The sequence below is a fragment of the Ideonella sp. A 288 genome (assembly GCF_002198735.1).
Classification (GTDB): Bacteria; Pseudomonadota; Gammaproteobacteria; order Burkholderiales; family Burkholderiaceae_C; genus Pseudaquabacterium.
In genome coordinates this window covers 1-13,585 of record NZ_MWLO01000044.1, presented here as the reverse complement: position 1 = coordinate 13,585, position 13,585 = coordinate 1, and the positions used below count along the sequence as shown (strand labels likewise).

Sequence of the window (13,585 nt, the reverse complement as noted above, 5' to 3'; positions counted from 1 at the left end):
CCCGAGACCCCCCCGAAGGGCCTGATCCCCTTCCTGTGGGCCAGCACGCACGGCACGCGCCGCTACATCGGCGCGATGACCTTCTTCACCGCGCTGATCGGCGGTTTCGAGGCCTGGCTGTTCCTGGCCATGAGCCGCATCCTCGATTGGCTGGCCACCATCCCGCCGTCACAGCTGTGGCTGCGCGAGCGGCACACGCTGGCCCTGCTGTTCGGCGTGCTGCTGGCCAGCATCGTGCTGGCCTCGCTGCAATCGCTGCTGAAGCAGCAGGCGCTGTCGGGCAACCTGCCGATGCGGCTGCGCTGGAACTTCCACCGCCTGATGCTCGCGCAGAGCATGAGCTTCTACCAGGACGAGTTCGCCGGCCGCATCGCCACCAAGCTGATGCAGACCGCGCTGGCCGTGCGCGACACCTGGATGATCGTGGCCGACATCCTGGTCTATGTCGTGATCTACCTGGCCACCATGTCGGCGGTGCTGGGCGGCTTCGCGGCCTGGATGCTGGCGCCCTTCGCGCTGTGGCTGGGGCTGTACCTGCTGTCGATGCGCCACTTCGTGCCGCGGCTGAGCCACACCGCGCAGGCACAGGCCGACGCCCGCTCGCTGATGACCGGCCGCATCACCGACGCCTACACCAACATCGCCACCGTCAAGCTGTTCTCGCACTCGCAGCGCGAGGCCGCCCATGCGCGCTCGGCGATGCAGGAGTTCCTGGCCACGGTGCACCGGCAGATGCGGCTGATCACCGGCTTCGAGATCGTCAACCAGGTGCTCAGCGTGGTGCTCATCGCCAGCACCGCCGGCGTGGCGCTGTGGCTGTGGATGGACGGCCGGGTGGGCGTGGGCGCCGTGGCCGCCGCCACTGCGATGGCGCTGCGGCTGAACGGCATCTCGCACTGGATGATGTGGGAGATGGCCGCGCTGTTCGAGCACCTGGGCACGGTGCAGGACGGCATCCTGACGCTGTCTCGCCCGCGCAGCGTGCTCGACCGGCCCGGTGCGCAGCCGCTGCAGGTGACGCGCGGCGAGATCCGCTTCGAGCAGGTGAACTTCGCCTATGGCGGCCCGGACAAGGTCATCGACGAGCTGTCGCTGCACATCCGCCCGGGCGAGAAGATCGGCCTGGTCGGCCGCTCGGGCGCGGGCAAGAGCACGGTGGTGAACCTGCTGCTGCGCTTCCACGACCTGGCCGGCGGCCGCATCCTGATCGACGGCCAGGACATCGGCGCGGTGACGCAGGAGAGCCTGCGCGCGCAGATCGGCATGGTGACACAGGACACCTCGCTGCTGCACCGCTCGGTGCGCGACAATATCGTCTACGGCCGCCCCGACGCCACCGAGGCGCAGATGGTGCATGCCGCCGCGCGCGCCGAGGCCGACGGCTTCATCGCCGGCCTGCGCGACGGCAAGGGCCGCAGCGGCTACGACGCGCACGTGGGCGAACGCGGCGTGAAGCTGTCGGGCGGCCAGCGCCAGCGCATCGCCATCGCGCGGGTGATGCTGAAGGACGCGCCGATCCTGCTGCTCGACGAGGCCACCAGCGCGCTCGACAGCGAGGTGGAGGCCGCCATCCAGCAAAGCCTGTACCGGCTGATGGAGGGCAAGACGGTGGTGGCCATCGCCCACCGCCTGTCCACCATCGCCGCGATGGACCGGCTGATCGTGATGGACCGGGGCCGCGTCGTCGAGGAAGGCGACCATGCCACGCTGCTGGCGCGCGGCGGGCTCTATGCGCGGCTGTGGGCGCATCAGAGCGGCGGGTTCCTGGGGGAGGTGCTCGAGGATTGAGTCGTTTTCGTTGTGCCGCTGCGTTGTTGCGTTTCCAAGTTGATGCGGGGTGCGCTCACGGGCGCCAGCCGAACGATCACCGGCACCCGGATGCCGACCTTGGATACCAGGGCTTGGCGGATGGTCTGAGCATGCGCCGAGGTCGACCGCCCGCGGTTGGCGAACACCGCGTCGTCTCTGTCGGGCAGCGTGCGCCCGTCGGTGCAGCCCAGCGATTCCCACGGGCCACACAACTCGGCCATCGGCACGCGGCTGCCGTGGCCGACGTTCACACCGTGCAGAAGGGCCGCGAATCCGGGCACGGCGCGACGATCCCGTCCGAGAAGCGCAGGACGCTCCAACACCGTGCCATCACGGCATGTCGCGGCACACCGGGATCTCGTAGCAGGTCACACAGGACGCAGACGATGGGTCGTAGTCTTCGCCATAGATTTCAATGTCCGCGCCGCCGGCATGGCGCCAACCGGCGTTCAACAGCCAGTTCGAATAGATGTAGTCGACGGTGTGGTCCAGGTTCGCCACCGGGCCGATGTGCCTGAAACGTGCGCCGGTGCGCGCCGGCACATGAACCACGCTCATGCCCGGCGGCAGTGCTCCGAGCCCGGTCACCTCCACGGCTGCGCAATAGGCCAGCGCTTCCCCATCGTCGCCATCGGCTTCGATCAGCCCGAAGCAGGTGCCCGGCACCTGGGCAGGCACTTCTGCCAGGCGGATGAGAAAGGCGTCCCACAGCGGTGGGATGCGCTGTGCCACGTTGTTCTTCTCCGAGGCGCTGCCGAAGAACGGCGTGCGCAGCCCCACGCACATGCGGGCCGGTACGGTCTGCACCACCGGCTGCGGCGCCACGCCCGCGCGCAGGTGCGCCAGGTAGGCCAGGTCGATGCCCACCCGCTGGTGCTCGAAGCGCAACCGACCCGCCTTTCTGAACTCGCCGGGGTTGAGGCCATGGCGCTTCTTGAACGCACGGCTGAAGCTCTCCTGCGATTCGAAGCCCGCCTGCAGCGCAATGTCCAGGATGCGCTGCCGGGTCGTGACCAGGTGGGCGCAGGCCTGCGCCAAACGCCGCGTGCGGATGTAGCTCTTCAGCGTCTCGTGCGTCAGCGCCTTGAAGATGCGCTGGAAGTGCCAGGCGCTGAGCCCAGCCGCCTGCGCGATCTGCTGAAACGACACCTCCTCGTCGAGGTGGGCCTCGATGAAGTCCACACCCTTCTGGACTTGTTCGAGGTAGCCCATTCAAGCCGCTGGCGGCAGGTCGAAGAAGCCGGTCATGCGCAGCAGCTTGCCGTCGGGCGCGTACTCGCCAAAGCTCACGCCATCGCCCAGCACGTGATTTTGCCCATCCCGCATCTGCCATTCGGCCGCGCTGCGCCGGTGGTGGGCGCGAAAGCGCTGCACCACGAAGTGCACGCCGGGAATCTGCCGCTGCAAGTCCTGCATGTAGGCCGACAACGCCGGCCACCCAACGGCCTGGGTGAGCGGATCTTCATAGCGGCAATCGGCGTGCAGCGCTTGGGTGAACAGCGCCTGCCGCTCGGCCGGCGAGCCCGCCTGCCAGGCGGCGCTGTAGGCGGACCAGGTGCTGGCCAGGTCTTGGGGTGCGAGATCGGTGGTCATGGCGATTCGGCGGAGTGGATCGAATCTTCATTGTGGGAACTGCCACCCGAACTGTTTTGACATTTTGTGCCGATGTCAGAACATGGAAGCGTCATCGCTCGGACAGCGCCAGTTTGGCCCCCAGGCCGGCGAACGCCGATGCAAAACCACGCCTCAGCCAGGCCTGAACCCGCGGCGACTCGACGACGGCCTTGCTGAAGGCGTGGGCCAGAAGCCCGTTCACCGTAAAGACAGCGAACGTCATCGCGATGAAGACGCCGCTCAACACCAGCAGTTGAGCCAGCGGCGCGCTGGTGTGCAGGATCGCCGACAGGCCCAACACCGTGGCCAGCAGGTGCGGCACGATGCCCGCCGTGCACCCGAGTGCGGCGAACAAGCTGGCCCTGCGCCCCTCGATCAAGCTGGTGGACACGGTGACCACCACCCCCCGTGCCGGGAATCAGCACGACGATGAGCGAGGTGATGAGGACTTCGACGGTGATGATGGACATGTGGACCCGTTGAGATTCCGGCGGAAACCGCAGTTTGACCGCATTGCCCGCAGAGCGGCAACCCGCAGGCGATCCATCGAACAGAATGGCCCGTACGCCGAAGATGGACCCCGTGAGACCTGGTCGAGGTCGTCACGCCAAACGCTGAAGGACCGCGAGTGATGCTCCAGAAACTGCTGATCGCCAACCGCGGCGAGATCGCCGTGCGGCTGGTGCGCGCGGCGCGCGACCTGGGCATCGCCACCGTGGCGGTATACGCCCGCGACGACGCCGGTGCCTTGCACGCGCGGCTGGCCGACGAGGCGGTGGCGCTGGACGCCACCGGCCCGGCCGCCTACCTGGACATTGCCGCGCTGGTGGGCATCGCGCAGCGGCTGGGCTGCGACGCGGTGCACCCGGGCTATGGCTTCCTCAGCGAGCGGGCCGACTTTGCGCAGGCCTGCGCCGATGGCGGGCTGGTGTTCGTCGGCCCCACGCCGGCGCAACTGGCGCTGTTCGGCGACAAGGCCCGCGCGCGGGCGCTGGCCGCCGAGCACGGCGTGCCGCTGCTGCCCGGCACCGCGGCGGCCGATCTGCCGGCGATCTCCGCGTTCTTCGACCAACAGCGTCGGCTCGACCCGTCCAGCGGCGTGATGCTCAAGGCCGTGGCCGGCGGCGGCGGGCGTGGCATGCGGCTGGTCACCGACGCGGCGCAGTTGCCCGAGGGCTTCGCGCGCTGCCGCGCCGAGGCCCTGGCGGCCTTCGGCGTGGGCGAGGTCTATGCCGAGCGGCTGATCACGCAGGCCCGGCACATCGAGTTGCAGGTGGTCGGCGACGGCCGCCAGGCCATGGTGCTGGGCGAGCGCGAGTGCACGCTGCAGCGGCGCTTTCAAAAGCTGGTGGAAGTCGCGCCCAGCCCGGGGCTGGCGCCGGCCCTGCGCGAGCGACTGGCCCTGGCGGCGCTGACGCTGGCCCGCACCACCGCCTACCGCAGCCTGGGCACCTTCGAGTTCCTGGTGGACGAATCGTCGGCCACCCTGCCCTTCGTCTTCATCGAGGCCAACCCGCGGTTGCAGGTGGAGCACACCATCACCGAAGAGGTGACCGGCCTCGACCTGGTGCAGCTGCAACTGGCCATCGCCGCCGGGCAGTCGCTGGCCGCGCTGGGGCTGGACCCGCAGCACCCGCCGGTGTCGCGCGGCTTTGCCGTGCAATGGCGGCTGCTGGCCGAGACCACCGATGCGGCCGGCCAGTCGAAGCCGTCCACCGGCACCCTGGTGCGCTGCGACTGGCCCAGCGGCCCGGGCGTGCGCGTCGACACGCATGCGCAGGCCGGGCTGGCGCCGTCGCCGCACGTCGACACGCTGCTGGCCAAGCTGATCGTCAGCCACCGCAGCGGCCGCTTCGAGGACGTGCTGCGCCGGTCACAGCGCGCCCTGGCCGAAACCAGGCTCGACGGCCTGGCCACCAACCTGCCGCTGCTGCGCGCGCTGGCCGCCCACGAGGCGCTGCACCACGACCGCGTGCACACCCGCTGGCTCGAGGCCGAATGGCCTGCCCTGCACGCGCGGCTGGCCGACCATGCCGATGCGCCCACCGCGGCGCCTGCCGTGGCCGCGGCGCCGGTGGCACCGACCGACGACGCCCTGCCCGCCGGCCTGCAGGCGCTGCGCGCGCCGATGGCGGGCCGCGTGGTGCAGTTCAGCGCGGCGGTGGGCGACGCGCTGGCCGATGGTGCCGAGGCGCTGGTGCTCGAAGCTATGAAGATGCAGCACGGCGTGGCCGTGGGCGGAGCGGCGCGGCTGCACTCGCTGCGCGTGGCCACGGGCGACTTCGTCACCGAGGGCCAGCCGCTGGCCTGGCTGCAGCCCATCGACGGCGAGGCCATCGCCGCCGCGGCCGACGCCGCGCACGACCCCGGCCACATCCGTGCTGACCTGCAGGCGGTGATCGACCGCCACGCCTTCACGCTGGACGCGTCACGCCCCGACGCCATGGCACGGCGCCACGCCGCCGGCGGCCGCAGCGCGCGCGAGAACATCGCCGACCTGTGCGACGCCGGCTCGTTCATCGAATACGGCGCGCTGGCCATCGCCGCACAAAGCCGCCGCCGCACGGTGGACGACCTGGTGAAGAACACACCGGCTGACGGCATGGTCACCGGCATCGGCACTGTCAACGCGGCGCAGTTCGGCCCCGAGCGCTCGCGCTGCGCGGTGATGGCCTACGACTACACCGTGCTCGCCGGCACGCAGGGCTGGCGCAACCACCACAAGAAGGACCGGCTGCTGGGCCTGGCCCACCAGAACCGCTTGCCGGTGGTGCTGTATGCCGAGGGCGGCGGCGGCCGGCCCGGCGATGTCGACATGCCCATCGTCGCGGGCCTGAACAACCACACCTTCAGCCAGTTTGCCGCTCTGTCGGGCCAGGTGCCGGTGGTGGGTGTGGTGCATGGCCGCTGCTTCGCCGGCAATGCCGCGCTGCTGGGCTGCGCCGACGTGATCATCGCCACCGCGGCGGCCAACATCGGCATGGGCGGGCCGGCGATGATCGAGGGCGGTGGGCTCGGCGTGTATCGGCCCGAGGAGATCGGCCCGGCGGCAGACCTCAGCGCCAACGGCGTGGTCGACCTGCTGGTGGCCGACGAGCGCGCCGCCACCGCCGCGGCGCGGCAGTACCTGTCGTACTTCCAGGGCCGCGTGGCGGACTGGTCGGCCGCCGACCCGCGCGCGCTGCGCCACCTGGTGCCCGAGCAACGGCTGCGCGCCTATGACATGCGACGCGTTCTTCACGCGTTGTGCGACGAGGGCTCGGTGCTGGAACTGCGCGCCGGCTGGGGCGCCGGCATGATCACCGCGCTGGCGCGCATCGAAGGCCGGCCGGTGGGCGTGTTCGCCAACAACCCGCTGCACCTGGGCGGCGCCATCGACCCCGAGGCGGCCGACAAGGCGGCGCGCTTCATGCAACTGTGCGACGCGCACGGCCTGCCGCTGGTGAGCCTGTGCGACACGCCGGGCTTCATGGTCGGGCCGGAGGTGGAACGGCAGGCGCAGGTGCGCCACGCCTGCCGCCTGTTCGTCGGCGCGGCGCGGCTGCGCGTGCCCAGCTTCACCATCGTCATCCGCAAGGGCTATGGCCTGGGCGCGCAGGCCATGGCGCTGGGCGGCTTCGACGCGCCGGTGTTCACCATCGCCTGGCCCACCGGCGAGTTCGGCGCGATGGGGCTGGAAGGCGCCGTGCGGCTGGGCTTCCGCAAAGAGTTGGAAGCCGCGGCCGAGGGCGCCGAGCGCGAGGCGCTGTACCAGCAACTGGTGGCCCGGCAGTACGCCAACGGGTCGGCACTGAACATGGCCACCTCGCTGGAGATCGACGCGGTGATCGATCCGGCCGACACCCGCGCGTGGCTGGTGCGCGGACTCGATGGCGCGGCGCAGCGGCCCACGGCCGACGGCCGCCGTTTCGTCGACCCCTGGTAGGAGTGCACCGCGTGGACTACGCTCCCTTTCGATGTTTGGCTCCCGGCGCCACCGTGGCCATCGTGGCACCCGCCGGCCCGGCCGACGAGGCTGCCGTGCAGGCGGTGCCCGAGTTGGTGGCCGCGCAGGGCTGGCGGGCGCGGCTGTACCCCAGCTGCGAGGCGCGCGGCGGCTGGCTCGCCGGCCCCGACGACGCGCGCCTGGCCGATCTGCACGCCGCCATCGCCGACGAGCGCAACGCCGCCGTGTGGTGCCTGCGCGGCGGCTATGGCAGCGGCCGGTTGCTCGACCGCATCGACGTGAACCTGCTGCGCCGCCACCCCAAGCCGCTGATCGGCTACAGCGACATCACCGCGCTGCACGCGCTGTGGGACCGCGCAGGCCTGCTGGCCCTGCACGCGCCGATGCCGGCGTCCGACCTGGTCAAGCCCGGTCGCGAGGCCGATGCGCAGGCGCTGTGGCACTGTCTGCGCGACGGCCTGCGCGCCGGCACGATGCTGGCGCCGGTGCTGGCCGACGGCGCGATGAACATTGCGGGCCGCGCCCGCGGCCGCCTGGTGGGCGGCAACCTGAGCCTCATTGCGTCGCTGTGCGGCACGCCATGGCAACTGCGCACCCAGGGCCGCTTGCTGTTCCTCGAAGACGTGTCCGAGGCCACCTACCGTGTCGACCGCCTGCTGCTGCAACTGCGCCTGGCGGGGCTGCTGGATGCGGCGGCCGGGTTCGTGCTGGGCAGCTTCACCGAGGACGAGGACCCGCGCGCCGTGCTCGACGCCGTGCTGCGCCCGCTGGGCAAGCCGGTGCTCGGTGGTTGGCCCGCGGGCCATGGCACGCCGAACCGGCCGCTTCCTTTGGGTGCCATGGCCACGTTGGATGCGGGAGCGGGCACGCTGACGATCGAGCAGGATGTGTTGGTGGGGTGAGCGGCGGCGGGCGAAGGCTGGGCAGCGAAGCTCAGACTGTCCCGGTGAGCTGGGCCTGGAAGCCAGAAGTCCCGACTACCCGACGATGTCGCACCGGCGAGCACGTGGTTCAGAGCGTTGCCTACAAGCACTTGCACCCACTGCGGGCGGCGGCTGCAAGTCGCCATACTGACCAGCCCCAGTGGCTCGCGCAATCAGTGGGCGGGGAAACACGATGTCCCGAATCTTGCGAGGCGCCAAGAACCCGGAGTGCTTGCGTCCTGGAGTTGAAATCAGCGTCCGGAGCCCGATAGGTCAAAACCGCCCGCTCGCCCGCGCCAGGTAGAACCACTCCTGCCGCGCCTCCGATCGCGGGTTCGGGAAGACGATCCACCCATCGTGCGGCGCATGCACCGCCTCGCCGTTGGCGCGGGTGCCGATCAGGTCGCCCGCGCGCAGCGCGTCGAAGCTCTGCCACGGCCGCGCGAAGGCGTCGTCGTTGTGCACCTTGTCGATCACGTCCACCAGCGACAACGCCTCCATCGGCGACACCACGGGCGGCGGCGCCTCGGCGGTCAGGCCCAGGTGCGCCAGCGTCTGGCGGATGGCGGCATACGCCACCTCGGGCGACTGCGGGTCGTCGTTCTGGCCGCATTCGAGTGTGAGCGCCCAGCCGCCCTGCGAGCGCATGTACTCGGTGGTGCCCACGCCGTAGCGCGGGTGCAGGTCGAGGGTGCCGCTGCGGCCTTCGGCCTCGGCGGCGGCGCGGCGGCGGGCCACGCCGGTGGCGTAGGTGTCGAGCCAGCCGTCCACCGCGCGGCCCACGCCCAGGCGGCGGGCCAGCGCTTCCTCGTCGGCGGCATGGGCGAAGGGCTCCAGCGGGCCGGTGTTGTCGCGCGGGCCCACCATCACGAAGGCCCGGCCGGGCGACTGGAACGAGTGCAGGTCGAGCAGCACCTCGTGCTCGGCCAGCAGCGGGCACAGCCAGTTGGCCACGTGGTCCTCGAACTCGCGCGGCTCGGCCGTGGGCTGCAGCGCGCGGTTGAGGTTGCGGTCGCCCGCGCGCCGGCCCAGCACATAGGCCTTGGCATTGGTGATCGGCACGAAGGTCACGCTGCCGGCCTGCAGCACCAGCCGGCCGCTGTCCAGGTCGGCCATCACCCGCTCGATGCCGCGGGTGCCGCAGGTCTCGTTGCCGTGCACGGCGCCGGTGACGATGAGCCGCGGCCCCGGCGCCCGGCCGGCGTAGCGGACGGACTTGAACGGCGGCAGCGGGGCGGGGGCTTGGGCGGTGTCGGTGGAAGGCATCGCCGCATTGTCGCCAAGCTGCAGGCCTCCGTCGGCCGCCGAGCGCGCGACGAGGAGCCGAGGCATCATCGGCCATGCCCCACGCCCCGCCCACCCACGCCGACCTGGCCCAGGCCCTGCTCGACGCGGTGCGCGCGCAGCCCTGGCACGAGGCCCGCGACCGCCGCACCGGCGGCGCGCCCTTCAGCCACCCGCCCAGCCTCGACCTGGCGGTGGCAGTGTTCCCGCCGGCCGGCGCGCCGCGCTGGGCCAACGTGCTGTTCTCGCGCGAGCGGCCCGCGGGCTGGGTGGCCGCCATTGGCGACGACGCGGGCGCGGTGTCGAACGTGGCCTACCTGGTCGACCCGCTGGATGCGCACGGCGTGTCGGCGGCCTGGCAGCCCGGCGCCGACTGGTCGCAGCTGTCGTTCGCGCCGCTGGCCGGCCACGGACCGGCGCGCTTCGTCGCGCCCTACCCCGCCTCGCTCGTCAAGCTGATGGTGGCGGTGGGTGCGGCCCAACTCGTCGACCGCGGCGCCGCCGACTGGGACGAGCGCTGGACGCACGCCGGACGTGGCCGCGCCCTGGCCGACTGGGCCGAGCCCATGCTCACCGAGAGCAGCAACCTGGCCACCGATGCGATGGTGGCGCTGCTGCACGCCCGCGGCCTGATCCGGCGCGACGACGATGGGCCTGGCGGCCGCGAAGCCCACAACGACCTGCACGCGCTGTTTGCCAGTCAGCACCTCGGCACGCTGCGCCTGGCCGACACCCGGGCCACTGGCGGCTGGCGCAATGCCGACGGCGCCGGCGTGGGCCACCTGCAGATGACGGCCTGGGACACCGTGCGCCTGCTGTGGCGGCTGCAGGACGTGCCTGCGCCCTGGCTGGCCGCCGACGCGCCGCCGATGCTGTCCACCGCCAGCCGCACGCGCCTGATGGGCTGGCTGTGGAAGCAGCGGCAGAACGAGGTGCTGTCTTCGGGCTCGCAGGCGCACCACGCCGGCTGGCCCGCAGGCATCGCCGGTCGCTTCGCGCACAAGACCGGCACCACCGAGACCTATGCGTCGGATGCGGGCCGCGTCGAACTGCCCGGCGGCGGCCTCTTCCTGATCGCGCTGCTGACCAGCCTGGGCCGCTGCGCCGCCCCCCACGACGGCGCCGCCACCGACGCCAACGTGCCCCGCCTGGGTGCGGCCGTCGAGGCCTGGGTGAAGACGCACATGGCGATGACCTGACTGGCGGGTTCGACGGTGTGATGGGCGACCTCGACCCTCCGAACGGTCCCGGCCGAATGGGCCACCGAGTTCGCCGCACACCAACGCCCGCCTGAACGCCAGCCACGGCCCCCGCGGCAGCCCCGATGGGCCCGGCCGCGCCGATGTGACAGCATCACCCCCTGGCGCGGCCCGGCTGGCGGCGGTGGTGGAGTGGTTGTGGCAGTTCGTTGGCGGCGTGCGGCGGGGGTGGTGGCGGGGGTGATCGTGCTGGGACTGGCGATGTGGCTGGGCCTGCCGCCGCTGATCAAGTCGCAGGCGCAGAGCCGCCTGTCCGAGGCGCTGGGCCGGCCGGTCACGATCGACGAGGTGCGGCTCGAGCCCACCAAGCTGGCCCTCACCGTCAGCGGCCTGGCCATCGGCGCGGCGCCGGGCGCGGCCGATGCGTCGCCGCTGCTGCAGATCGCGCGGCTGCGCGTCGATGCCGACATCGCCTCGGTGTGGCAGCGCGCGCCGGTGATCGAATCCATCGAGCTCGACGCGCCGCGGCTGCGCGTGGCGCGCACCGCCGACGGGCACTACGACGTGGACGACCTGCTGGCCCGCTTCGGCCAGCCCGCGCCGGCCCCGGCCGATGCCGAGCCGCTGCGCTTCGCGCTGTACAACCTGCAGTTGAACGACGGCGCCGTGCGCTTCGACGACCGGCCGGTGGGCCGCGTGCACCAGCTCGACGCGCTGTCGATGGCGCTGCCCTTCCTGTCCAACCTGCCGTCGCAGGTGGCGGTGAAGGTGCAGCCGCGGCTGCAGTTCCGCCTCAACGGCAGCGCCTTCGACAGCGGGGCGCAGGCCACCCCCTTCGCGCAGACGCGCGAGGCCGACCTGACACTGAAGCTGGCGCCCCTGGACACCGCCCCCTACCACGCCTACCTGCCGGCCACGCTGCCGGTGCGGCTGAAGCGCGCGGTGCTGGCCGCCGAGCTGCAGCTGCGCTTCTCGCAACCGGCCGCGGCCAACACGCCGCCGCACGTCCAGCTCAGCGGCTGGGCCGAGGCCCGGGACCTGTCGCTCACCGACCGCGCCGACGCCGCGTTGCTGGACTGGCAAGGCCTGCGCGTCGAGCTGAAGGACGTGCGGCCGCTCGAGCGGCGCGTGGCGCTGTCGTCGCTGCGGCTGGACGGCGCGCGGCTGACGGTGGTGCGCGGTGCCGATGGCCTGCTCAACCTGCAGTCGCTGGCCGGCGCGCCGACGCCGGGTACGGCGGCGGCGGCGGCATCGGCATCGGCCGCGCCGGCCGCGTCCGCCGCGTCGGGCGCGGGCCAGGCCACCGCGCCCTCGGCCTGGCAGCTCACGCTCGACACGCTGCAGCTCGCCGACGCCCAGGTGCTGTTTGCCGACGACGCCGTGCGGCCGCGGGTGGATTGGCGGCTCGACGGCCTGGGCCTGTCGGTGCGGCAGCTGCGCTGGCCTGAGCCACCGCCGGCGCCGCTGACGCTGCAGGCCACGCTGCGCCGCGGCGCGGCCGATGCGCCGGTGGTGGGCACGCTGTCCGCCGAAGGCCAGGCCAACGACCGGCAGGCCGCGGTGTCGGTGCAGCTCGACGGACTGGTGCTCGACGCGCTGGCGCCTTACCTGGCACCGGTGCTGACGCCAAATGTGAGCGGCAGACTGGCCGCGACGGCGTCGGTGGACTGGTCGGCCGCGGCCGAGGCGCCGCGCCTGAAGCTCACGCTGCCCGCGGCCACGCTGGACACATTGCGCGTCGTCGAGGGCAGTGGCCGCGACGCGCGGCCCTGGGTGGGCTGGACCCAGCTCGCGCTGGCCGACGTGCAGGTGGATGTGCTGGCCCGGCGCGCGGTGCTGGGCAGCGTCAAGCTGCAGAAGCCCGAGGTGAACCTGTCGCGGCCCCAGGGCGGCGTGTGGAACCTGCAGCGCTTCGCGGTGGCAGCGTCGGCCCCGGCGGACCCTGCGCCCACGCGGGCCCCGACGCCTGTACCGGCCAAGTCGACCTCGACGGCGACGACGAAGGCGGCGCCCGACGACCCGGCCTGGACGGTCCTGCTGAAGTCGCTGGCCATCGACGGCGGCGCGGTGGCGCTGGACGATGCGGCCACGCCGGGCGAGCCGATGCGCGCGCAGCTGTCGGCACTGCGCCTGCGCCTGCAGGACCTGGCCTGGCCGGCGGCGGCCGGCGCCCCCGTGCGCCTGCAAGCGGCCGCTCGCGTGGGGCCGCTGCCGGTGCGCGGGGAGGCCGCCGCACGCGGCGCGCCCGAAGGCGGCCAGATCGACTGGAACGGCCGCATCGGCCTGGCCCCCGTGCAGGCCGACGGCACGCTGGCCGTCGACCGCCTGGCGCTGCACCTGTTCGAGCCCTACTACGCGGCCCTGCTGCCGGTGGACCTGCAACGCGCCGAGCTGGCCATGAAGGGCCGCGTCGCGCTGAAGCAGGAGCCCACCGGCCTGCGCGCCACCGCCAGCGCCGACCTGCGCCTGGCCGACCTGATGGTGCACAACCGCAGCACCTCGGGCGGCGCCGACACCGAGCTGCTGAGCTGGCAGTCGCTGCAGCTCGACGGCGTGGCGCTGGCCCTGGCGCCCGGCGCCGCGCCCTCGTTGGCCGTGCGCGAGGTGGCGCTGTCGGACTTCTACTCGCGGCTGGTGATCACCGAGCAGGGGCGCTTCAACCTGCAGGACGTGGCCGCGGCCCCCGCCGGTGCGGCGTCGGCGCCCGCCGGTGCGGCATCGGCCCCCGCCGGATCGGCGTCGACGCCGGGCGGCACGGCCTCGGCGCCCGGGGCCGCCACCCCGGCTCGCGCGGTGGCCGCTGCCCCGGC

General features: G+C 72.6%; 11 protein-coding genes. 6 read left to right on the top strand and 5 right to left on the bottom strand.

Annotation, left to right across the window (positions count from 1 at the left end):
* Positions 1-1,788, top strand: a 1,788-nt coding sequence (locus EOINJALH_RS02235; protein WP_088278685.1) for an ABC transporter ATP-binding protein, incomplete at its 5' end; no start/stop codon positions are given.
* Here the strand turns inward: EOINJALH_RS02235 and EOINJALH_RS02230 are convergent.
* The 4 genes from EOINJALH_RS02230 to EOINJALH_RS02215 form a co-directional block, all read right to left on the bottom strand.
* Positions 1,749-2,090, bottom strand: a complete 342-nt coding sequence (locus EOINJALH_RS02230; RefSeq protein ID WP_088278684.1) for a DUF1697 domain-containing protein — start codon at positions 2,088-2,090, stop codon at positions 1,749-1,751. The two genes, EOINJALH_RS02235 and EOINJALH_RS02230, sit on opposite strands and share 40 nt — an antisense overlap.
* 49 nt (positions 2,091-2,139) lie before the next feature.
* The gene (locus EOINJALH_RS02225) at positions 2,140-3,021 is read right to left on the bottom strand and encodes a helix-turn-helix domain-containing protein (protein ID WP_088278683.1); all 882 of its coding nucleotides are present in this window, start codon (positions 3,019-3,021) and stop codon (positions 2,140-2,142) included.
* Positions 3,022-3,402 (bottom strand): nuclear transport factor 2 family protein, encoded by a 381-nt coding sequence (locus tag EOINJALH_RS02220; RefSeq protein ID WP_088278682.1) that lies wholly within the window; start codon positions 3,400-3,402, stop codon positions 3,022-3,024.
* Positions 3,403-3,493: 91 nt separating this feature from the next.
* Positions 3,494-3,814 (bottom strand): LysE family transporter, encoded by a 321-nt coding sequence (locus EOINJALH_RS02215; RefSeq protein WP_234413628.1) that lies wholly within the window; start codon positions 3,812-3,814, stop codon positions 3,494-3,496.
* Here EOINJALH_RS02215 and EOINJALH_RS32500 point away from each other — a divergent pair.
* From EOINJALH_RS32500 to EOINJALH_RS02205, 3 genes are read left to right on the top strand one after another with little or no spacing between them, the layout of a single operon-like run.
* The gene (locus tag EOINJALH_RS32500) at positions 3,747-4,055 is read left to right on the top strand and encodes a hypothetical protein (RefSeq protein ID WP_234413629.1); all 309 of its coding nucleotides are present in this window, start codon (positions 3,747-3,749) and stop codon (positions 4,053-4,055) included. The genes EOINJALH_RS02215 and EOINJALH_RS32500 overlap by 68 nt on opposite strands.
* Positions 4,055-7,348, top strand: a complete 3,294-nt coding sequence (locus EOINJALH_RS02210) for a carboxyl transferase domain-containing protein (protein WP_088278681.1) — start codon at positions 4,055-4,057, stop codon at positions 7,346-7,348. Before EOINJALH_RS32500 ends, EOINJALH_RS02210 begins: the two co-directional genes overlap by 1 nt.
* 11 nt (positions 7,349-7,359) lie before the next feature.
* A complete protein-coding gene (locus EOINJALH_RS02205; protein ID WP_234413627.1) occupies positions 7,360-8,271 on the top strand; it encodes an LD-carboxypeptidase in 912 nt (303 codons plus the stop codon).
* 294 nt (positions 8,272-8,565) lie between these two features.
* Here EOINJALH_RS02205 and EOINJALH_RS02200 read toward each other — a convergent pair whose 3' ends face one another.
* Entirely contained in the window at positions 8,566-9,558 is a 993-nt protein-coding gene (locus EOINJALH_RS02200; protein ID WP_088278686.1) for a succinylglutamate desuccinylase/aspartoacylase family protein, read from the bottom strand.
* A gap of 74 nt (positions 9,559-9,632) precedes the next feature.
* Here EOINJALH_RS02200 and EOINJALH_RS02195 point away from each other — a divergent pair, with 74 nt between their 5' ends.
* The gene (locus tag EOINJALH_RS02195) at positions 9,633-10,775 is read left to right on the top strand and encodes a serine hydrolase (protein ID WP_088278679.1); all 1,143 of its coding nucleotides are present in this window, start codon (positions 9,633-9,635) and stop codon (positions 10,773-10,775) included.
* A gap of 198 nt (positions 10,776-10,973) precedes the next feature.
* Positions 10,974-13,585 (top strand): DUF748 domain-containing protein (locus EOINJALH_RS02190; RefSeq protein WP_144289818.1); only part of this gene is annotated, 2,612 nt, incomplete at its 3' end.

Excerpts from the sequence above, each read along its gene's own strand:
- EOINJALH_RS02225 (WP_088278683.1), bottom strand. The coding sequence starts at position 3,021 with ATGGGCTACCTCGAACAAGTCCAGAAGGGTGTGGACTTCATCGAGGCC.
- EOINJALH_RS02220 (WP_088278682.1), bottom strand. The coding sequence starts at position 3,402 with ATGACCACCGATCTCGCACCCCAAGACCTGGCCAGCACCTGGTCCGCC.
- EOINJALH_RS32500 (WP_234413629.1), top strand. The coding sequence starts at position 3,747 with ATGCCCGCCGTGCACCCGAGTGCGGCGAACAAGCTGGCCCTGCGCCCC.
- EOINJALH_RS02210 (WP_088278681.1), top strand. The coding sequence starts at position 4,055 with ATGCTCCAGAAACTGCTGATCGCCAACCGCGGCGAGATCGCCGTGCGG.
- EOINJALH_RS02200 (WP_088278686.1), bottom strand. The coding sequence starts at position 9,558 with ATGCCTTCCACCGACACCGCCCAAGCCCCCGCCCCGCTGCCGCCGTTC.
- EOINJALH_RS02195 (WP_088278679.1), top strand. The coding sequence starts at position 9,633 with ATGCCCCACGCCCCGCCCACCCACGCCGACCTGGCCCAGGCCCTGCTC.